Origin of the sequence: Kitasatospora sp. HPM-01-4 (genome assembly GCF_051374625.1) — a bacterium.
Classification (GTDB): Bacteria; Actinomycetota; Actinomycetes; order Streptomycetales; family Streptomycetaceae; genus Kitasatospora.
Genome location: NZ_JBPQGP010000005.1, coordinates 5,712,872 through 5,732,202 on the forward strand (window position 1 = coordinate 5,712,872; position 19,331 = coordinate 5,732,202).

17 protein-coding genes are annotated in these 19,331 nt (G+C 70.1%); 12 read left to right on the forward strand and 5 right to left on the reverse strand.

The features are described from left to right. Positions 1-214: 214 nt before the first annotated feature. The 4 genes from pyrH (at position 215) to rlmN (ending at position 3,892) form a co-directional block, all read left to right on the forward strand. Complete coding sequence (gene pyrH / locus ACSMTC_RS24870) at positions 215-970, forward strand: UMP kinase (RefSeq protein ID WP_436561931.1); 756 nt, start codon at positions 215-217, stop codon at positions 968-970. A gap of 95 nt (positions 971-1,065) precedes the next feature. After that, positions 1,066-1,623 (forward strand): ribosome recycling factor, encoded by a 558-nt coding sequence (gene frr, locus ACSMTC_RS24875; protein WP_436561932.1) that lies wholly within the window; start codon positions 1,066-1,068, stop codon positions 1,621-1,623. 190 nt (positions 1,624-1,813) lie between these two features. After that, positions 1,814-2,680 carry a phosphatidate cytidylyltransferase gene (locus ACSMTC_RS24880; RefSeq protein WP_436561933.1) on the forward strand — a complete coding sequence of 289 codons (867 nt, stop codon included), beginning with the start codon at positions 1,814-1,816 and terminating at the stop codon, positions 2,678-2,680. Positions 2,681-2,791: 111 nt separating this feature from the next. Beyond that, on the forward strand, positions 2,792-3,892 hold the full coding sequence (gene rlmN, locus ACSMTC_RS24885; protein WP_436561934.1) for a dual-specificity RNA methyltransferase RlmN: 1,101 nt from the start codon (positions 2,792-2,794) through the stop codon (positions 3,890-3,892). 75 nt (positions 3,893-3,967) lie between these two features. Here rlmN and ACSMTC_RS24890 read toward each other — a convergent pair whose 3' ends face one another. The 4 genes from ACSMTC_RS24890 to ACSMTC_RS24905 form a co-directional block, all read right to left on the reverse strand. After that, entirely contained in the window at positions 3,968-5,116 is a 1,149-nt protein-coding gene (locus ACSMTC_RS24890; protein WP_436561935.1) for a hypothetical protein, read from the reverse strand. Between the two features lie 13 nt (positions 5,117-5,129). Then, positions 5,130-5,858 carry an ABC transporter ATP-binding protein gene (locus tag ACSMTC_RS24895; protein WP_436561936.1) on the reverse strand — a complete coding sequence of 243 codons (729 nt, stop codon included), beginning with the start codon at positions 5,856-5,858 and terminating at the stop codon, positions 5,130-5,132. A gap of 201 nt (positions 5,859-6,059) precedes the next feature. Next, entirely contained in the window at positions 6,060-7,454 is a 1,395-nt protein-coding gene (locus tag ACSMTC_RS24900; protein WP_436561937.1) for an aspartate aminotransferase family protein, read from the reverse strand. Further along, complete coding sequence (locus ACSMTC_RS24905; RefSeq protein ID WP_045301249.1) at positions 7,451-7,924, reverse strand: Lrp/AsnC family transcriptional regulator; 474 nt, start codon at positions 7,922-7,924, stop codon at positions 7,451-7,453. The genes ACSMTC_RS24900 and ACSMTC_RS24905 overlap by 4 nt, the downstream gene beginning before the upstream one ends. A gap of 235 nt (positions 7,925-8,159) precedes the next feature. Between ACSMTC_RS24905 and ACSMTC_RS24910 the strand changes: the two genes are divergently transcribed. From ACSMTC_RS24910 to ACSMTC_RS24920, 3 genes are all read left to right on the forward strand, one after another. After that, complete coding sequence (locus ACSMTC_RS24910) at positions 8,160-9,635, forward strand: gamma-aminobutyraldehyde dehydrogenase (protein ID WP_436561938.1); 1,476 nt, start codon at positions 8,160-8,162, stop codon at positions 9,633-9,635. 164 nt (positions 9,636-9,799) lie between these two features. After that, a complete protein-coding gene (locus ACSMTC_RS24915) occupies positions 9,800-11,158 on the forward strand; it encodes an aspartate aminotransferase family protein (protein WP_436561939.1) in 1,359 nt (452 codons plus the stop codon). A gap of 106 nt (positions 11,159-11,264) precedes the next feature. Next, positions 11,265-12,419, forward strand: a complete 1,155-nt coding sequence (locus ACSMTC_RS24920; protein ID WP_436564800.1) for an ABC transporter substrate-binding protein — start codon at positions 11,265-11,267, stop codon at positions 12,417-12,419. A gap of 7 nt (positions 12,420-12,426) precedes the next feature. On the opposite strand, the gene ACSMTC_RS24925 is transcribed toward ACSMTC_RS24920, so the two are convergent. Further along, positions 12,427-14,076, reverse strand: a complete 1,650-nt coding sequence (locus ACSMTC_RS24925; RefSeq protein WP_436561940.1) for a PucR family transcriptional regulator — start codon at positions 14,074-14,076, stop codon at positions 12,427-12,429. Between the two features lie 296 nt (positions 14,077-14,372). Between ACSMTC_RS24925 and ACSMTC_RS24930 the strand changes: the two genes are divergently transcribed. The 5 genes from ACSMTC_RS24930 to ACSMTC_RS24950 are packed head-to-tail and all read left to right on the forward strand — an operon-like array spanning position 14,373 to position 19,303. Beyond that, positions 14,373-15,890 carry a gamma-aminobutyraldehyde dehydrogenase gene (locus tag ACSMTC_RS24930; RefSeq protein ID WP_436561941.1) on the forward strand — a complete coding sequence of 506 codons (1,518 nt, stop codon included), beginning with the start codon at positions 14,373-14,375 and terminating at the stop codon, positions 15,888-15,890. Then, positions 15,887-16,432, forward strand: a complete 546-nt coding sequence (locus ACSMTC_RS24935) for a hypothetical protein (protein WP_436561942.1) — start codon at positions 15,887-15,889, stop codon at positions 16,430-16,432. Before ACSMTC_RS24930 ends, ACSMTC_RS24935 begins: the two co-directional genes overlap by 4 nt. Next, the gene (locus tag ACSMTC_RS24940; RefSeq protein ID WP_436561943.1) at positions 16,429-17,577 is read left to right on the forward strand and encodes an ABC transporter ATP-binding protein; all 1,149 of its coding nucleotides are present in this window, start codon (positions 16,429-16,431) and stop codon (positions 17,575-17,577) included. The genes ACSMTC_RS24935 and ACSMTC_RS24940 overlap by 4 nt, the downstream gene beginning before the upstream one ends. Then, positions 17,574-18,500, forward strand: a complete 927-nt coding sequence (locus ACSMTC_RS24945; protein ID WP_436561944.1) for an ABC transporter permease — start codon at positions 17,574-17,576, stop codon at positions 18,498-18,500. Before ACSMTC_RS24940 ends, ACSMTC_RS24945 begins: the two co-directional genes overlap by 4 nt. Continuing rightward, a complete protein-coding gene (locus ACSMTC_RS24950) occupies positions 18,500-19,303 on the forward strand; it encodes an ABC transporter permease (protein ID WP_436561945.1) in 804 nt (267 codons plus the stop codon). Before ACSMTC_RS24945 ends, ACSMTC_RS24950 begins: the two co-directional genes overlap by 1 nt. Positions 19,304-19,331: the final 28 nt, after the last annotated feature.

Consider the following 19,331-nt stretch of genomic DNA (forward strand, 5'->3'; position numbering starts at 1 on the left):
AACGCGCCGATCGGCTCATCCAGCGCCGCCGAAGACGAGGGCGGGCCGCGTCGGCACCATGAACGACGAGGAGGCCATTGCCGTGCAGGACACCGTACCGGTTCCCGCGGCAGTGGCCTCCTCGCGTGTACGCACGGGTCTGGGCCCCACACGGCACACTCGGCCCTGTGAGACATCCAGTCCTGTGAACCAGTAGGTGGAGAAGGAGAAGTCCATGCAGGAGACGCAGGAGACCGCGCTGGGCCGTTCGCGCCGCCGCGTTCTGCTCAAGCTGTCCGGTGAGGCGTTTTCCGGCGGTGGCGGCCTCGGCGTCGACCCGGACGTCGTTCACGCGATCGCCAGGGAGATCGCCACGGTGGTCCGCGCCGGTACCGAGGTCGCGGTCGTGATCGGCGGCGGCAACTTCTTCCGCGGCGCCGAGCTGCAGGTCCGCGGTATGGACCGGGCGCGCTCCGACTACATGGGCATGCTCGGCACCGTGATGAACTGCCTCGCGCTGCAGGACTTCCTGATGAAGGAAGGCATCGAGACCCGGGTCCAGACCGCCATCACCATGGGTCAGGTCGCCGAGCCCTACCTGCCGCTGCGCGCCGTCCGGCACCTGGAGAAGGGCCGCGTCGTGATCTTCGGCGCGGGTATGGGCATGCCGTACTTCTCCACCGACACCACGGCCGTCCAGCGTGCGCTGGAGATCCACGCCGAGGTGCTGCTGATGGGTAAGAACGGCGTGGACGGCGTCTACGACTCGGACCCGCGGACCAACCCGGAAGCGGTCAAGTTCGATTCGCTCGACTACGCGGAGGTGATCGCCCGCGACCTGAAGGTCGCCGACCTGACCGCGATCACCCTGTGCAAGGACAACGGGCTGCCGATCCTGGTCTTCGAGCTGCTGGCCGAGGGCAATATCGCCCGGGCGGTGAAGGGTGAGAAGATCGGCACGCTCATCAGCGAGGACTCCGGCCAGGCCTGAGCCGGGCCAGTCGCGCCGTAGTCGGCCGTGCAGTAAACAGCCGTCCGGGGCACCGGTACGGGACAACAGCAGATGAACCGGACAGGGAGCACACAGTGATCGAAGAGACCCTCCTCGAGGCCGAGGAGAAGATGGAGAAGGCCGTTTCGGTCGCGAAGGACGACTTCGCCGCGATCCGCACCGGCCGCGCGCACCCGGCGATGTTCGCCAAGATCGTCGCGGACTACTACGGCGCCATTACGCCGATCAACCAGCTCGCCTCGTTCGCCGTGCCGGAGCCGCGGATGGCGGTCGTCACCCCGTTCGACAAGTCCGCCCTGCGCAACATCGAGCAGGCCATCCGCGACTCGGACCTGGGTGTCAACCCGTCCAACGACGGTTCGATCATCCGGGTGGTGTTCCCGCAGCTGACCGAGGAGCGCCGCAAGGAGTACATCAAGGTCGCCCGCGGCAAGGGTGAGGACGCCAAGGTCTCCATCCGTTCGATCCGCCGCAAGGCCAAGGACGGCATCGACAAGCTGGTCAAGGACGGCGAGATCGGCGAGGACGAGGGCCGTCGCGCCGAGAAGGAGCTCGACGACACCACGGCCAAGTACGTGGCCCAGATCGACGAGCTGCTCAAGCACAAGGAAGCCGAGCTGCTCGAGGTCTGATCCGGCTGCCGCCCCGACGGCTTCGGCCTGCGGGGCGGCGCTCGGCAGACCTCGGGGCGCCCCGCTGCGGGGATCCCGTACTCCGTACCGGTTGACCTGAGGCCCGTCCGGCGTGCCGTCCGCCGGGCGGCTCACCCGCAAGCGGCCCCCCGGTGTCATCGGGGCGCCACCAGTGGCACAGACTCTGATCATGCCCTCTGTCCAGGAGACATCCTTGGCCCAGCCCGACCAGCAGCCCCGTAAACAGCGCGGCGGCCGCAACCTCCAGGCCGCGATAGGGGTCGGTGTCGGCCTCGGCGCGGTCATCGTCGCTTCGCTGTTCTTCGTGAAGGTGCTGTTCCTGGTCGTCGTGGTGGCGGCTGCGGCGGTCGGCGTCCAGGAGCTCACCAGCCGGCTGACCGAGCGCAAGGGCATCGCCGTGCCGCTCTACCCGCTGCTGGCGGGAGCGGTCGCGATGCCGGTGCTGGGTTACTGGGCGGGTGCCCGGTGGGCGGCCGCCGCGCTGGCGCTGACCGGGCTCGCGATCATGATCTGGCGGATGAACCGGCCGCCGGAGAACTACCTGCGCGACATAACGGCAGGCATCTTCACCGCCTTCTACGTCCCGTTCCTGGCCACCTTCGTGGCGCTGATGCTGGCCGCCGACGACGGCCCGCAGCGGATCCTGCTCTTCCTGGTCGTCACCATCTGCAGTGACACCGGTGCCTACGCCGTCGGCTACAAGTTCGGCAGGAACAAGCTGGCGCCGACGATCAGCCCGGGCAAGACCCGCGAGGGCCTGGCCGGGGGTGTCGGTCTGTCGATGCTCGCGGGCGCGCTGATCATGCAGTACGTGATCGACGACGGCCAGTGGTGGCAGGGTCTGATCCTCGGTGGCTGCGCGGCGGTCACCGCGACCCTCGGCGACCTGGCCGAATCCATGATCAAGCGGGATCTGGGCATCAAGGACATGGGCACCCTGCTCCCGGGCCACGGCGGGATCATGGACCGGCTCGACTCGCTGCTGCCGACCGCCCCGGTGGTCTGGCTGCTGCTGACGGCCTTCGTCGGCGGCTGACCCGGGCCCGACCTGTCGGAAGGCCCGGACGCACAGCGCGTCCGGGCCTTCCGCTTTCCGACACCACCGCTCCCCTGGAGCACTTCGCCGATCTGCGACACTGGATGAACCATGCCTAAGCCCGGAGAACTGACGTTTGTCGCGCCGCGCGGCGCCAAGCCCCCGCGACACCTTGCCGACCTCAGCCCTGCCGAGCGCAAGGAGGCCGTCGCCGAGCTGGGCGAGCAGCCGTTCCGCGCCAAGCAGCTGTCGAACCACTACTTCGGCAGGATGTCCGACGACCCGGGTTCGTGGACGGACATCCCCGCCGCCTCCCGCGGCAAGCTCACCGAGGCGCTGCTGCCCGAGCTGATGTCGGTGGTCCGGCATGTGTCCTGTGACGACGACGCCACCCGTAAGACGCTCTGGAAGCTCTTCGACGGCACACTGGTCGAGTCCGTGCTGATGCGCTATCCCGACCGGGTGACCATGTGCATCAGCTCGCAGGCCGGCTGCGGCATGAACTGCCCGTTCTGCGCCACCGGCCAGGCGGGTCTGACCCGCAACCTCTCCACCGCCGAGATCGTCGAGCAGATCGCGGCGGGCATGCGCGCGCTCAAGGCCGGAGAGATCCCCGGCGGCGAGGCACGGCTGTCCAACGTGGTCTTCATGGGCATGGGCGAGCCGCTCGCCAACTACAACCGGGTACTGGCGGCGATCCGCCGCCTCACCGACCCGGCCCCGGACGGCTTCGGGCTCTCCCAGCGCGGTATCACCGTCTCCACCGTCGGTCTCGTACCGGCCATGCACCGGTTCGCGGACGAGGGGCTCAGCTGCCGGCTCGCGCTCTCGCTGCACGCGCCCGACGACGAGCTGCGCGACGAGCTGGTCCCGGTCAACACCCGCTGGAAGGTCGCCGAGGTCCTGGACGCGGCGTGGAACTACGCGGAGAAGTCCGGCCGCCGGATCTCCATCGAGTACGCGCTGATCAAGGACATCAACGACCAGGCCTGGCGTGCCGACCTGCTGGGACGGCTGATCAAGAACCAGCGGGTACACGTCAACCTGATCCCGCTGAACCCGACCCCGGGCTCCAAGTGGACGGCGTCCCGGCCCGAGGACGAGCGCGAGTTCGTCCGGCGTCTCCAGGCGCACGGTGTACCGACCACCGTCCGCGACACCCGTGGCCAGGAGATCGACGGCGCCTGCGGCCAGCTGGCCGCCGCGGGCTGACACACCCCCGACGCGCGGGGAACGGCATGAGCGACATGTGGTCTGCTCGCTACCCGTTCCCCCCGAGGGGTGCACTCAGCGCAGGACGCCCGCCGCCAGTGCCGCGGTCAGGCCGCCGGTGACCAGCAGTACGGTCCCGGCGGCCGCCGTGCGCAGTAGGGCTGCCCCGAACAGCAGCCGGGGCGCTGCCCCGAGCTGCACCAGTACCGCGGCCACGTTCCGCCGGGAGTTGCGGATCTGGGCCGCCCGGATGAGTACCGCCGCCACCGTGCAGCAGACGATCAGCGTCGTCTCGACCGCGGGCACCACGTGGACCGTGCCGGGCCGGTGGGCCCAGTAGCGGACGGCCGTGAGCCCGGCCGCCAGGCTCAGCGCGAGCACCGCCAGCGGTGCGCCGAGCCGGTGCGCCTCCGCGGTGAGCCCGCGTCCGGCGAGCAGGCGGAGCGGGGTGGGCCGGCCGATCACCATCAGGCGTCCGCCCCAGGCCAGCAGCGGGCCGGTGAGCAGCGCCAGGCCGAGGGCCGCGAAGGCCCAGCCGATGAGAGCGGCGGCGCTGGTGGCACCGAGTCCTGCGGGCAGCCCGACCGGCCGGCCGTCCTGGTCGGCGCCGGGGCGCAGCCCGTACAGCTCAAGGGCGAGGCCGATCAGGAGCCCTCCGACGGGCAGGGCGAGGCGCAGGCTGCCGAAACCGGTCCGGTGGGGGAGCCCGATGCCCCCCGGCAGAGCCTCGGTGAGCGGGACGGCCGCGGCGGCCGAGGCGCCGGCGACAAGTGGGACCAGGAGCAGCAGGGTGATGGGGGCGGCGGCCGGAAGCGGCCTGCCGAGACCGACCGCGGGGGCCAGCGCGGGCCCCGCGATGTCGTTGCGCAGAACCAGGAAGGCCAGCAGGGTGAGTCCGCTGCCGAGGGCGCAGGCGAGCGCGGTCTCCCCGGCGATCAGGGTGCGGATGCTGGTGGGGCCGGCCCCGGCGGCGGTCAGACCGGTGATCCGTTCGGGGCGTACGGCGGGCAGGGCACGGGCGGCGACGGCCGCGAACCAGCCGACGGCGGCGAGCGGCGGAAGGCACCAGAGCAGCCGTTCGACCGAGACGCCGGCGGGTTCGCCGAGTGCGTGGCCGAGGGCACGCAGCAGGAGGGCTGCCACTGCCGCGGCGGCGGTCGCGGTGAGCAGCCAGCGGCCGAGGTCGGCGATCCGGTAGCCCCTGGCCAGGCGGAGGTAGAGCAAAGAGGGGTCCCTTTCAGCGCCCGGCGGAGACGGGGGAGCCGCCGCGCGGCACGGGAGCGACCGGGGCGGCCAGCCTGCCGTCCACCAGGGCGACGGTACGGTCCGCGAAGTGGGCCAGCTCCGGCTCGTGAGTGGCGAGCACCAGGGTGAGCTGGTGCGAGCGCGCCGCCGTGACCAGTATCCGCAGGACCTGGTCCCCGGCCTCGCGGTGCAGCGGTGCGGTCGGGTCGTCGGCGAAGACCACCGGGGGGAGCGGGGCCAGGGCGCGGGCGACGGCGATCCGCTGGCGCTGGCTCTGGAGCAGTTCGCCGGGCCGGGAGGCGGCGCAGTCGGCGACGTCGAGGCGCTCCAGCCACTCGGTGGCGGAGCCGTGGGCGGCCTTGTGCCCGGCGCCGGCGAGCAGCAGCGGCAGGGCGACGTTCTCCCGGGCGGTCAGTTCCGGTACCAGGTGCGGCTCGGAGCCGACGAAGCCGAAGCGGTCGCGGCGGAGCCGCTCCCTCCCGGCGCGGGTCAGGGTGTGCACGGGCGAGCTGTTGAACCAGACCTCGCCGTCGTCGACGGGGAGCAGCGCGGAGAGGCAGCCGAGCAGGGTGCTCTTGCCGGAGCCGCGCGGTCCGGTGATGGCGAGCACCTCGCCGGTCCGGACGCCGATGGAGACGCCCCGCAGGGCGGGGGTGCCGTGGTGGGACTTGACGATCCCTCGGGCCCAGAGCACGTCGTTGTCGGGCGGGGCCGCTGACATGGAGGTCCATCCTGGTGCCGACGGGGATATGACAGTCGTCAGATTAGAACGACAAGGTCACGCGGAGGATGCGGCACACTGGCCTATTCATGGGCAAAATCGTTCGAATCCGGCGGGTGAGTTTCACCGTTCACCGCCGGAAAACGCCGAAGGGCGGCCCCACTCGGCAGTGGGGCCGCCCTTCGGCGGACGGACGGAGGGTCAGATCTTGGCCCAGGCGTCGGTCAGCGTGGTCCGCAGGATCTGCTCGATCTCGTCGAAGGTCGACTGGTCGGAGATCAGCGGCGGGGCCAGCTGGATGACCGGGTCGCCGCGGTCGTCGGCGCGGCAGTACAGGCCGTTGTTGAACAGCTCCTTCGACAGGAAGCCGTAGAGGACGCGCTCGATCTCCTCGGCGTTGAAGGACTCCTTGGTGGACTTGTCCTTCACGAGCTCGATGCCGTAGAAGTACCCGTTGCCACGGACGTCGCCGACGATCGGCAGGTCGCGGAGCTTGCCCAGGGTGCCCAGGAACTTCGACTCGTTGTCGAGCACGTGCTGGTTCAGGCCCTCGCGCTCGAAGATGTCGAGGTTGGCCAGCGCGACCGCGGCCGAGACCGGGTGGCCACCGAAGGTGTAGCCGTGCAGGAAGGTGTTCTCGCCCTTGTAGAACGGCTCGGCGATGCGGTCCGAGATGATGGTGGCGCCGATCGGGGAGTAGCCCGAGGTCATGCCCTTGGCGCAGGTGATCATGTCGGGCTGGTAGCCGAACTTGTCGGCGCCGAACATGGTGCCCAGGCGGCCGAAGGCGCAGATGACCTCGTCCGAGACCAGCAGCACGTCGTGGCGGTCGCAGATCTCGCGCAGGCGCTGGAAGTACCCGGGCGGCGGCGGGAAGCAGCCGCCGGCGTTCTGCACCGGCTCGACGAAGACGGCGGCGACGGTGTCCGCACCCTCGAACAGGATGGCCTGCTCGACCTGGTCGGCGCACCAGCGGCCGTAGGCCTCCGGGTCCACCGAGCCGTCCGGGCCCTCCAGGTACTCGGGGGCGCGGTAGATGTTGGTGTTCGGGGCCTTGTGGGTGCCCGGCACCAGCGGCTCGAACGGAGCCTTCAGGCCCGGCAGACCGGTGATGGCCAGGGCGCCCTGCGGGGTGCCGTGGTAGGCGACCGCGCGCGAGATGACCTTGTACTTGGTCGGCTTGCCGGTCAGCTTGAAGTACTGCTTGGCGAGCTTCCAGGCGGTCTCGACGGCCTCGCCGCCACCGGTGGAGAAGAAGACCTTGTTCAGGTCGCCGGGAGCGTAGTTCGCCAGGCGCTCGGCCAGCTCGATGGCCTTCGGGTGGGCGTAGCTCCACACCGGGAAGAAGGCCAGCTCCTTGGCCTGCCGGGCAGCGGTCTCGGCCAGCTCCTCGCGGCCGTGACCGGCCTGGACGACGAACAGGCCGGCGAGCCCGTCCAGGTACTTCTTGCCCTTGTCGTCCCAGACGTAGGTGCCCTCACCGCGAACGATGGTGGGAACGGGCGAGTTCTCGTACGACGACATGCGGGTGAAGTGCATCCACAGGTGGTCGTAGGCGGTCTTGGAAAGGTCCTTCTGCGCCGGGTCGGCTGTCATCGGGTGCCCCAGGTGTAGGTCTGTTTCCGGAGCTTCAGATAAACGAAGCTCTCGGTGCTCCGCACGCCGGGAAGGGCGCGGATGCGCTTGTTGATCATTTCGAGCAGGTGCTCGTCGTCCTCGCACACCAGCTCGGCCAGCAGGTCGAACGAGCCTGCGGTGCAGACCACGTAGTCGACCTCGTCGAGGGCGGCCAGCGCGTCGGCGACGGGTTCCACGTCACCCTCGACCGTGATCCCGACCATCGCCTGGCGGGTGAATCCGACGGTGAGGGGGTCGGTCACGGCGACGATCTGCATCACGCCCTGGTCGAGCAGCTTCTGGACCCGCTGCCGCACGGCCGCCTCGGACAGGCCGACGGCCTTGCCGATGGCGGCGTACGGGCGGCGCCCGTCCTCCTGGAGCTGCTCGATGATCGCCTTGGAGGCGGCGTCGAGGGGAACGCTGGCGTTCCGGTCACGGTTGGCCACGCCGCCACTGTGCCTTATCCATTTCCGTCACGCAAGCCCATCCGCTGCTGATTTCGTCGCCATTTCGAAAGATGGGTGCGGATTGCGTTGCATACACGCGTGGGGCCTGTCGATTAACGCAGCCTGAGAGGTAGCCTGGCCAGGTGCTCGCGTAGGCGCGCACATCCACAAGTGGAACGCGGCTCGCAGGCCCCGGCCACTCGGCGCCAGCGGTACCCTGGCGCCGGATTCTGCAATGCCGCAGGCCCAGACCGAGGAGAGACCCGTGAGCGAGCTTCGTACGCTGCGCAACTACATCAACGGCGAGTTCGTCGATGCGGCCGACGGCCGCACGCTGGATGTGATCGACCCGACCACCGGCGAGGTGTACGCGACCTCTCCGCTGTCCGGTGCGGCGGACGTGGACGCGGCGATGGCCTCGGCGGCCGCGGCCTTCCCGATCTGGCGCGACGCCACCCCGAGCACCCGGCAGAAGCTGCTGCTGAAGATCGCCGACGCGGTCGAGGCGCGTGCCGACGAGATCGTGGACACCGAGTGTCGCAACACCGGCAAGCCGCGCGGGCTGACCCGCTCCGAGGAGATCGGTCCGATGGTGGACCAGATCCGCTTCTTCGCCGGTGCCGCCCGTCTGCTGGAGGGCAAGGCCGCCGGTGAGTACATGGACGGGATGACCTCGATCGTCCGCCGTGAGCCTGTCGGTGTCTGCGCCCAGGTCGCGCCGTGGAACTACCCGATGATGATGGCCGTCTGGAAGTTCGCCCCGGCGATCGCCGCGGGCAACACCGTGGTCCTCAAGCCCTCGGACACCACCCCGGCCTCCACCGTGCTGCTGGCCGAGATCATCGGCGGCGTGCTCAAGGAGCTGGAGCTCCCGGCCGGCGTCTTCAACGTGCTCTGCGGCGACCGCGAGACCGGCAAGCTGATGGTCGAGCACAGGACCCCCGCGATGGCCTCCATCACCGGCTCGGTCCGGGCAGGCATCCAGGTCGCCGAGTCGGCGTCCAAGGACGTCAAGCGGGTGCACCTGGAGCTGGGCGGCAAGGCCCCGGTCGTGGTCTTCGAGGACGCCGACATCGCCGAGGCCGTCGAGGGCATCTCGGTGGCCGGCTTCTTCAACGCCGGCCAGGACTGCACCGCCGCCACCCGGGTGCTGGTGCACGAGTCCATCCACGACGCCTTCGTCGAGGCGCTCGCCAAGGCCGCCGCCGACACCAAGACCGGCGGCATCGACGACGAGGACGTGCTGTACGGCCCGCTGAACAACGCCAACCAGCTGAAGCAGATCTCCGGCTTCATCGAGCGGCTGCCCGCGCACGCCAAGGTCGAGGCCGGTGGCCACCGGGTCGGCGAGGCCGGCTACTTCTACGCTCCGACCGTGGTCTCCGGCCTGAAGCAGGACGACGAGATCATCCAGCACGAGGTCTTCGGCCCGGTCATCACCGTGCAGAAGTTCACCGACGAGGACCAGGCCGTCGAGTACGCCAACGGCGTGGAGTACGCGCTCGCCTCCTCGGTCTGGACCAAGGACCACGCCCGCGCCATGCGGATGTCCCGCCGCCTGGACTTCGGCTGCGTCTGGATCAACACCCACATCCCGCTGGTCGCCGAGATGCCGCACGGCGGGTTCAAGAAGTCCGGCTACGGCAAGGACCTGTCCTCGTACGGCTTCGAGGACTACACCCGCGTGAAGCACGTGATGACCGCGATCTAGCAGGTCCCCACCGATCGGGCCCTGCCGCCCGATCCCATCCGCGGCCCAGGGCCCGGGCCGTTCGTACGGCCCGGGCCCTGGGCCTGTCAGGCTGTCGCCACAGGGGAGAACCGTCTGACACGATGCAACTGCAGGCCTGCGGAGCGATTCCCTACGCTTGCGCCATGAGCATCCCCACCGCTGACCCTGCCGCCGGGCAGGCCGTCAAGGCCGCCGACCGCGCGCACGTCTTCCACTCGTGGTCCGCCCAGGCACTGATCGACCCCCTCGCGGTGGCCGGTGCCGAGGGCTCGTACTTCTGGGACTACGACGGGAACCGCTACCTCGACTTCTCCTCGCAGCTGGTGAACACCAACATCGGGCACCAGCACCCGAAGGTGGTCGCCGCGATCCAGGAGCAGGCGGCGAAGCTCTGCACCATCGCGCCCGGCTTCGCGGTGGAGTCGCGCAGCGAGGCGGCCCGGCTGATCGCCGAGCGCACCCCGGGCGACCTCGACAAGATCTTCTTCACCAACGGCGGCGCCGAGGCGGTGGAGAACGCCATCCGGCTGGCCCGGCTGCACACCGGCCGGCACAAGGTGCTCTCCGCCTACCGCTCGTACCACGGCGCCACCGCCAACGCGATCGCGCTGACCGGCGACCCCCGCCGCTGGGCCAGCGAGACCGGGGTGTCGGGCATCGTGCACTTCTGGGGTCCGTACCCGTACCGCTCCAACTTCCACGCCGAGAACGAGGCGCAGGAGTGCGAGCGCGCGCTGGCCCACCTGGAGCAGACGATCGCCTTCGAGGGCCCGGGCACGGTGGCCGCGATCATCCTGGAGACCGTGGTCGGCACGGCGGGCATCCTCGTCCCTCCGGCCGGCTACCTGGCCGGGGTGCGGGAGATCTGCGACCGGTACGGGATCGTCTTCATCCTGGACGAGGTGATGGCGGGCTTCGGCCGGACCGGTGAGTGGTTCGCCGCCGACCACTGGGGTGTGGTGCCCGATCTGATGACCTTCGCCAAGGGCGTGAACTCCGGGTACGTCCCGCTGGGCGGGGTGGCGATCTCCGCCGAGATCGCGGCCACCTTCGCCGAGCGGCCCTTCCCCGGCGGGCTCACCTACTCGGGACACCCGCTGGCCTGTGCCTCCGCCGTCGCGACCATCGAGGTGATGGCCGAGGAGGGCATTGTCGAGAACGCCAGGCACATCGGGGAGAATGTGCTCGGCCCCGGCCTGCGCGAGCTGGCCGAGCGCCACCCGTCGGTCGGCGAGGTGCGCGGCCTCGGTGTCTTCTGGGCGCTCGATCTGGTGAGGAACCGCGAGACCCGCGAGCCGCTGGTGCCGTACAACGCCGCCGGTGCCGACAACGCGCCGATGGCCGAGCTGGCCGCCGCCTGCAAGAAGCAGGGCCTGTGGCCCTTCGTCAACATGAACCGCTTCCACGTGGTTCCGCCGTGCACCATCACCGAGGAGGAGGCCAGGTCCGGTCTGGCGATCCTTGACGAGGCGCTCACGCTGACCGACGCGTACACCGTCTGACGACTGCGTACCGACGCGGCCCCGGGCACCCCCATGGCCCGGGGCCGTCCCCTGCCCCGCCCTCCTCCCCACGTTCTCTGCCCAGGAGTACGCCATGCGCTCAACCATGTCCCGCCGCGCCGTCCTCGGTGCCACCGGTCTGTTCGGCGCGGCCGCGCTGTCGGGCTGCGGCATCCCCGCCGCGTACGTACCGGAGGAGCGGCGCTCGACGCCGGACCGCTCGGAGCGGGACAGGACGCTGACCTTCTCCAACTGGACGCAGTACATCGACGTCGACAAGGCAGGTCACCGGCCCACCCTGGAGGAGTTCACCAGGCGGACCGGCATCGCGGTCACCTACACCGAGGACATCAACGACAACGACGAGTTCTTCGGCAAGATCAGCCCGGTGCTGGCCCAGGGCGGCAATCCGGGCCGGGACCTGATGGTGATCAGCGACTGGATGGCCGGACGCTACGTCAACCTCGGCTGGGTGCAGACGATGGACCGGGGCCGGATGCCGAACGTCACCAAGTACCTGGACCCGCAGCTGCGGAACCCCGCCTTCGATCCCGGGCGGAAGAGCAGCGTGCCGTGGCAGTCGGGCATCACCGGTATCGCCTACAACCGCAAGGCGCTGGGCCGGGAGATCAAGTCCACCGCCGACCTGTGGGCGCCGGACCTTAAGGGCCGGGTCACGCTGTTCTCCGGGATGGACGAGGCACTGGGCCTGCTGATGCTCTCCCAGGGCACCGACATCACCAGGTTCACCGCCGACGACGCCCACAAGGCGATGGACCTGGTGCAGAAGATGGTGGACCGCAAGCAGATACGCCGGTTCACCGGCAACGACTACACCAGTGACCTGGCCTCCGGCGCGGCGATAGCCTGCCAGGCGTACTCGGGGGACGCGATCCAGCTGAAGGCGGACAACCCGGACATCGAGTTCGTGGTGCCCGAGGAGGGCGCGGAGCTCTGGGCCGAGAGCCTGATGATCCCGAACAAGGCCGAGCACAAGCAGAACGCCGAGCTCTTGATCGACTACTACTACCAGCCCGAGGTGGCCGCGAAGCTGGCCGCGTTCGTGCAGTACATCTGCCCGGTCCCGGCCGCGCGAGAGGTGCTGGCCCAGAGCGATGACCAGGACACCGCGGCGCTCGCCGACGAGCCGCTGATCTTCCCGACCGACGAGATCCGGCGCAAGCTGCACACCATGCGGGACGTCAAGGCCGACGAGCGGCCGGGCCTCCACCAGGTCTGGGGCAAGGTGGCGGGCGTCTGAGCGGCCGTCAGCGCCGCACCGCGTCCAGCGCGAGCAGCGCGACGTGCAGGGAGAGGCAGGACTCCACCTGGTCGAGGTCGACGCCCAGGATGCGCTCCACCTTGTGCAGCCGGTCGTAGAAGGACGGCCGGGACAGGTGCGCCGCATCGGCGGCCGCCGACTTGTTGCGGCCCTGGTCCAGGTAGATCCGCAGCATCCGCACCAGCTGACCGCCGTGCTCCGCGTCGTACGCGAGCAGCGGGCCCAGCTCGCGCTCGACGTAGGTCTGCAGGCGGGCGTCGTCGCGCAGCAGGTGGAGCAGACCGCGCAGCCGCACGTCCGGCAGACGGTAGTAGGAGGAGGTCCGGCTGCCGTCGTGGAGAGCGGCGTCGGCGACCTGGGTGGCCTCCAGCAAGGTGCGCCGGGCGTCCCGGACCGAGCCCACCGAGGAGCCCACGGCTATCACCGGCTCGGGTGCGGGGGCCGAGGCGTCCCGGGAGCTCTCGGCCACCAGCCGGCGCAGCGCGGTGGCGAAGGAGTCCAGCGCGGTGTGCTCGTCCTGCTGTGAGCCGAGCGCGATCAGCACGCCGACGCCCTCGTCGTCCAGCGCGCCGACCAGGGCGGTCAGCCGGCAGGTACGGATCGCGCCGGCGGCCAGCTCGGTGAAGTCGCGCAGTCTGGCCTGGGCCTCCAGGGCGGCCGGGATCGGTCCGCTGCGCCGGCGCAGCACCACCCCGACCAGTCGGCGGCTCTCCAGCGGCACGCCCAGCGCCTGGGCTCGCAGGGCCACCTCGGAGACGGTCAGCGAGTGGGTGAGGATGCCGGAGAGCAGGGTGCGGTGGGTCTGCCGCTCCAGGCTCTCCCGGTCGCGGACCACCAACCGGTTCAGGGCCAGGGTGGCGGCGCCGCGCTCCAGCAGCATCGCGTGCGGATGAGGGGTGCCGACGGGCAGCGGTACGGGCTCCTCGACCAGCACCAGCCGGCCCCAGTCCTGGCCGCGCGCCCCGACCGCGGTGACCAGCCAGCCGCTGCGCGGGTCGTAGCCGGTGCGGCCCTGCGGGCCGACCCCGCGCGAGCGGTGCTCCCAGCCCTCCAGCAGCTCGCTCTCCGAGCGGCCGGCCGGGTCATGGGTGAGCACCTGGTGCGCCAGGTTCTCCAGCACCACCGGACGGCCGGCCATCCGGGCCACCTGGCGGACCACCTCGGCCGGTTCGGCGCCCTCGACGGCCAGTTCGTTGAAGACCTGGTGGACCGCCTCCGAGGTGCGCAGCTGCTCCAGCTGGGCGTTGACCACCAGGGCGTGCACCGCCTCGGTGACGGCGACGAAGCGCAGCTCGCGGCGGAGCGCGACCAGCGGCAGTCCGCGCTGCTCGGCGGCGTGCACCAGGGCGCGCGGCAGGGTGTCGAAGTAGCGCCGGCCGAACTCGATGACCAGCCCGGCGACCCCGACCTCGTCCAGCTCCCGGACGTACCTGGCGAGCCCGTCGCGGTCCTCGGGCAGTGCGATGCCGGTGGTCAGCACCAGCTCACCGCCCTGGAGCATGCCGGCCACGTCGGGCAGCTCGCTGACGTGCACCCAGCGCACCGGGCGCTCCAGCTGGGCCGCGCCGGCCACCACCTCGGGCAGACCGCGCCGCATCACGTCCAGGTCGAGTACTCGGGCGACGGTGGGGAGCATCGCGGACCTCCAGAGTGGTCAGGGTGTCAGGAAAATCATCCATCGACCGGACGTTCTGTCGGCCTTGCATGTTGTAAGGCCGTTGCCGGGCGGCCTGCCGGAGTGACCCTTGTCACCTCTGTGCCCCAGCGGGCAAGGTCAGCGGAACGGTAAGCGGAGCAAGCCGGGCATCACCGCCGAATCCGTGGCGTGACCAGAAGGCGACAGCGGAATCCCTTGTGGACGCCAGGGGTACCTGCCAGGATCGCGCATCCTGGTGGGCGGCCGTCGAATCACCGGGCACATGGAGGAACCTGATGGACCTGACCAGTCTCAGCGCGGGCGCGCAGTACATCGCGGGCCGGCTGACCGAGGGCACCGGCACGGAGCCTTTCCAGGTCGTCAACCCCGCCGACGGCAGTGTGGTGCGGGAGGTCCTGCTCGCGTCCGCCGCCGACGTGGACGCGGCGGTCGCCGCCGCGAAGGCCGCCCTGCCCGAGTGGGCCGGTGCCACCCCCGGGGCCCGTTCGCAGGCGCTGCTGAAGCTGGCGGGCGTGCTGGCCGGGCGGGCCGAGGAGTTCGCCCGGGTGGAGACCGCTCAGACCGGCAAGCCGATCAAACTCTCCACCGAGTTCGACGTGCCGGGCACCATCGACAACACGTCCTTCTTCGCCGGAGCGGCCCGCAATCTGGAGGGCAAGGCGGCGGGGGAGTACTCCGGCGACCACACCTCGTACGTGCGGCGCGAGGCGATCGGCGTGGTCGGGTCCGTCTCCCCCTGGAACTACCCGCTGCAGATGGCGGCCTGGAAGATCCTCCCGGCGATCGCCGCGGGCAACACCATCGTGCTCAAGCCAGCCGAGCTGACCCCGCTCACCTCGCTGATGTTCGCCCAGGCGTGCACCGAGGCGGGCATTCCGGACGGCGTGGTGAACGTGGTCACCGGGGCCGGGCGCACCGCCGGTGAGCGGCTGGTCTCCCACCCCGACGTGGCGATGGTCTCCTTCACCGGCTCCACCGCGGTCGGCAGGCGGGTCGCCGAACTGGCCACCGCCACCGTCAAGCGCACCCACCTGGAGCTCGGTGGCAAGGCCCCGTTCGTGGTCTTCGACGACGCCGACCTGCAGGCCGCGGTGCACGGCGCGGTGGCCGGCGCCCTGATCAACAGCGGCCAGGACTGCACCGCCGCGACCCGCGCCTACGTCCAGCGCCCGCTGTACCAGGCCTTCGTGGCGGGTGTCGCCGAGCTGTTCGAGACGATCCGTCTGGGCGACCCGCTGAACCCGCAGACCGACCTCGGCCCGCTGGTCTCGTACACCCATCGGGACCGGGTGGCGGGCTTCGTCGAGCGTGCCCGCTCCCAGGGCGCCACCGTCGTGACCGGCGGACGGGCCCTGGACAAGGGGCACGACGGCACGGACCTGACCCTCGGCGCGTACTACCCGCCCACCCTGATCACCGGTACCGCCCAGGACAGCGAGGTGGTCCAGGGCGAGATCTTCGGCCCGGTGCTGGTGGTGCTGCCCTTCGACAGCGACGAGGAGGGGCTGCGGCTGGCCAATGACACCCCGTACGGGCTCGCCGCCTCCGCCTGGACCGGAAACGTCCACCGTGCGCTGCGCGCCACCCGGGAGATCGCGGCCGGCTGCGTCTGGGTGAACGACCACATCCCGATCCTCAGCGAGATGCCGCACGGCGGCTACAAGTCCTCCGGCTACGGCAAGGACATGTCGCAGTACTCCCTGGACGAGTACACCCAGGTCAAGCACGTCATGTACGACACCACGGCGGTGGCCCGCAAGGACTGGCACCGCACGGTCTTCGGAGACAGATGACCCGGCCGCTCAGGGGCGTGGACGGCAGGCGGATCCGCGAGTTCACCGGAAACGACTACGGTCGGCAGCTGTCCTCCGGGGACATCGCCGCCTGCCCGGCCCGGGGCGGCGAGCTGATCCGGCTCCGGGCGGACGGAACCGGCACCGAGTTCGTCATTCCCGAGCAGGGGTGTGCCGCCTCGACCGGCTACCTGCCGATCCCCGCCAGGGCTCGGCACGAGAAGAACATCGAACTGCTGATCGACTTCTACTATCAGCAGAAGATCGCAGCCGAACTCACGGCAGGGATCAACCACGTGTCCCCGGTCGCCGGCACCAAGGACGAGCCCGCCAGGCTCGCCCCCGACGTCGCCGAGAACCCACTGATCGTCCCACCCCTGGAGACGGCCACCAAGGTCCACGCATTCCGTACCCTCTCCGAGGCGGAGGAGACGGACTCCGGGGCAAGTTCTCCATGCCGATCGGCGCCGAACCGATCGGCGCCCGACCCCCACATCGGCCCCTGCACCTGTAGTACGGCACCTGACAGAGAGACACCATGACGACTGAGCAGCTGCGCGACGCGGCTTCGGCCGGCGGTGACGTCCGCCTCACCGGCATAGGCAAGACCTACGGCGACTTCACCGCCGTCCATCCCCTGGACCTCACGGTGCCCCAGGGCTCCTTCTTCGCCCTGCTCGGTGCCTCCGGCTGCGGCAAGACCACCACCCTGCGGATGATCGCCGGTCTGGAGGAGCCCACGACCGGCACCGTCGTGATCGGCGGGCAGGACGTCACCGCACTGCCGCCCTACAAGCGCCCGGTGAACACCGTCTTCCAGAGCTACGCGCTCTTCCCGCACCTCGACATCTTCGAGAACGTCGCCTTCGGCCTGCGCCGTCGCGGCAAGAAGGAGGTCAGGAAGCAGGTCGAGGAGATGCTCGACCTGGTCGAGCTCGGACCGCTGGCCCGGCGCAAGCCGCACCAGCTCTCCGGCGGCCAGCAGCAGCGCGTCGCGGTCGCCCGCGCACTGATCAACCACCCCCAGGTGCTGCTGCTGGACGAGCCGCTCGGCGCCCTCGACCTCAAGCTGCGCCGCCAGATGCAGCTGGAGCTCAAGCGGATCCAGACCGAGGTCGGCATCACCTTCGTCCACGTCACCCACGACCAGGAGGAGGCCATGACCATGGCCGACACCATCGCGGTGATGAACGGCGGCCGGGTCGAGCAGCTCGGTGCCCCCGCCGAGCTCTACGAGAACCCCGCCACCACCTTCGTGGCCAACTTCCTCGGCCAGTCCAACCTGATCCCCGCCGAGGTCACCGGCCGCAGCGGCGAGGACCTGCTGCTCAGCGCCGCCGGGGTCCGGCTCGCCGTGCCCAAGGCCCGCTGCTCCACCGAAGCCACCCGGATCCACCTGGGCGTGCGCCCGGAGAAGATCACCATCTCGCACGCCGACGAGACCGTCCCCGAGGGCCGGAACAAGATCACCGGCACGGTGTCCGACTCCAGCTTCATCGGCGTCTCCACCCAGTACGTGGTCCGCTCCGAGGCCGGCCAGGAGATCGCCGTCTTCGAGCAGAACATGGAGCGCGACAGCCGGATCACCCCCGGCGCCCCCGTCGTCCTGCACTGGAACCCCGCCCACTCCTTCGGCCTCGACGCCTCCCAGGCGATCGACGCGGGCACCGGGGAGGAGACGGCGTGACCACCACCACCGAGGCCGCACCGCCCCAGGTGATACCCCTCCCCGACGCGCCCGGAAAGCGCCGCAGGCTCACCGCCTACTGGCTGCTGCTCCCCGGTATCGCCTGGCTGGTGGTCTTCTTCGCCGTGCCGCTGCTCTACCAGGCGTCCACCTCGCTGCAGACCGGTTCGCTGGAGCAGGGCTTCAAGCTGACCTGGCACTTCGCCACCTACTGGGACGCCCTGAACGAGTACAAGTGGCACTTCGTCCGCTCGTTCAGCTACGCGGCCATCGCCACCGTGCTCTGCCTGGCGATCGGCTACCCCCTCGCGTACACCATCGCCTTCAAGGCCAACCGGCGCTGGCGGAACGTCATCCTGATCCTGGTGATCGCGCCGTTCTTCACCAGCTTCCTGATCCGCACCCTGGCCTGGAAGACCATCCTCTCGGACAGCGGCCCCGTGGTGGGCGCGCTCAACAGCCTGCATCTGCTGAGCCTCACCGACGCCGTCGGCCTGACCTCCGGCCACCGGGTGCTCGCCACCCCGCTCGCCGTGGTCTGCGGTCTGACCTACAACTTCCTGCCGTTCATGATCCTGCCGCTCTACACCTCGCTGGAGCGGATCGACCCCCGGCTGCACGAGGCCGCGGGCGACCTGTACGCGCGGCCGTTCACCACCTTCCGCAAGGTCACCTTCCCGATCTCGCTGCCCGGTGTGGTGGCGGGCACGCTGCTCACCTTCATCCCGGCCTCCGGCGACTACATCAACGCCCAGCTGCTCGGCTCGCCGAGCGAGCAGATGGTCGGCAACGGGATCCAGAAGCAGTTCCTGAACGTGCTCGACTACCCGAGCGCCGCCGCCCTGAGCTTCATTCTGATGGCCCTGATCCTGGGCATGGTGACCGTCTACATGCGCAAGGCCGGGACGGAGGAGCTGGTCTGATGTCCCGAGTCTTCAAGTGGATCCGCGAGCACCTGGTGGTGCTGGCCGGCATCCTCGCCCTCGCCTACCTGGTGCTGCCCAACCTGGTGGTCTTCGCCTTCTCGTTCAACAAGCCCGCCGGCAAGTTCAACTACGAGTGGTCGCAGTTCTCCACCGACGCCTGGACCCACCCGTGCGACGTCGCCGATATGTGCGGCTCGCTCTCGCTGAGCCTGCAGATCGCGACGCTGGCCACCATCGGCGCCACCGTGCTCGGCACCATGGTCGCCTTCGCCCTGGCCCGCTACCGCTTCCGAGGCCGGGCCGCCACCACCGCGCTGATCTTCCTGCCGATGGCCATGCCCGAGGTGGTGATGGCCGCCTCGCTGGGCACGCTCTTCCTCAACATGCGGATCCAGTTCGGCTTCCTGACCATCCTGATCGCGCACATCATGTTCTGCCTCAGCTTCGTGGTCACCGCGGTCAAGGCACGTGTGATGTCCATGGACCCCCGGCTGGAGCAGGCCGCCCAGGACCTCTACGCCACTCCGACCCAGACCTTCCTGAAGATCACCCTGCCGCTCGCCGCCCCCGGTATCGCGGCCGGCGCGCTGCTCAGCTTCGCGCTCTCCTTCGACGACTTCATCATCACCCAGTTCAACTCGGGCCCGACCACGGTCACTTTCCCGATGTTCGTCTGGGGCGCCTCCCAGCGCGGTATCCCGGTGCAGGTCAACGTGATCGGTACCGCGATGTTCATCGCCGCGGTGGTGCTGACGATCGCCGGCCAGTGGGTCGGCAACCGTCGGAAGGCGCGGTCCTGACCCATGTTCCATCTCTTCCACCACTACT

What these genes read in the sequence shown, in the direction of transcription:
- pyrH (WP_436561931.1), top strand. Translation starts at nt 215, where the DNA reads ATGCAGGAGACGCAGGAGACCGCGCTGGGCCGTTCGCGCCGCCGCGTT.
- ACSMTC_RS24880 (WP_436561933.1), top strand. Translation starts at nt 1,814, where the DNA reads ATGCCCTCTGTCCAGGAGACATCCTTGGCCCAGCCCGACCAGCAGCCC.
- rlmN (WP_436561934.1), top strand. Translation starts at nt 2,792, where the DNA reads ATGCCTAAGCCCGGAGAACTGACGTTTGTCGCGCCGCGCGGCGCCAAG.
- ACSMTC_RS24895 (WP_436561936.1), bottom strand. Translation starts at nt 5,858, where the DNA reads ATGTCAGCGGCCCCGCCCGACAACGACGTGCTCTGGGCCCGAGGGATC.
- ACSMTC_RS24900 (WP_436561937.1), bottom strand. Translation starts at nt 7,454, where the DNA reads ATGACAGCCGACCCGGCGCAGAAGGACCTTTCCAAGACCGCCTACGAC.
- ACSMTC_RS24910 (WP_436561938.1), top strand. Translation starts at nt 8,160, where the DNA reads ATGCCGCAGGCCCAGACCGAGGAGAGACCCGTGAGCGAGCTTCGTACG.
- ACSMTC_RS24915 (WP_436561939.1), top strand. Translation starts at nt 9,800, where the DNA reads ATGAGCATCCCCACCGCTGACCCTGCCGCCGGGCAGGCCGTCAAGGCC.
- ACSMTC_RS24920 (WP_436564800.1), top strand. Translation starts at nt 11,265, where the DNA reads ATGTCCCGCCGCGCCGTCCTCGGTGCCACCGGTCTGTTCGGCGCGGCC.
- ACSMTC_RS24925 (WP_436561940.1), bottom strand. Translation starts at nt 14,076, where the DNA reads ATGCTCCCCACCGTCGCCCGAGTACTCGACCTGGACGTGATGCGGCGC.
- ACSMTC_RS24930 (WP_436561941.1), top strand. Translation starts at nt 14,373, where the DNA reads ATGGACCTGACCAGTCTCAGCGCGGGCGCGCAGTACATCGCGGGCCGG.
- ACSMTC_RS24935 (WP_436561942.1), top strand. Translation starts at nt 15,887, where the DNA reads ATGACCCGGCCGCTCAGGGGCGTGGACGGCAGGCGGATCCGCGAGTTC.
- ACSMTC_RS24940 (WP_436561943.1), top strand. Translation starts at nt 16,429, where the DNA reads ATGACGACTGAGCAGCTGCGCGACGCGGCTTCGGCCGGCGGTGACGTC.
- ACSMTC_RS24950 (WP_436561945.1), top strand. Translation starts at nt 18,500, where the DNA reads ATGTCCCGAGTCTTCAAGTGGATCCGCGAGCACCTGGTGGTGCTGGCC.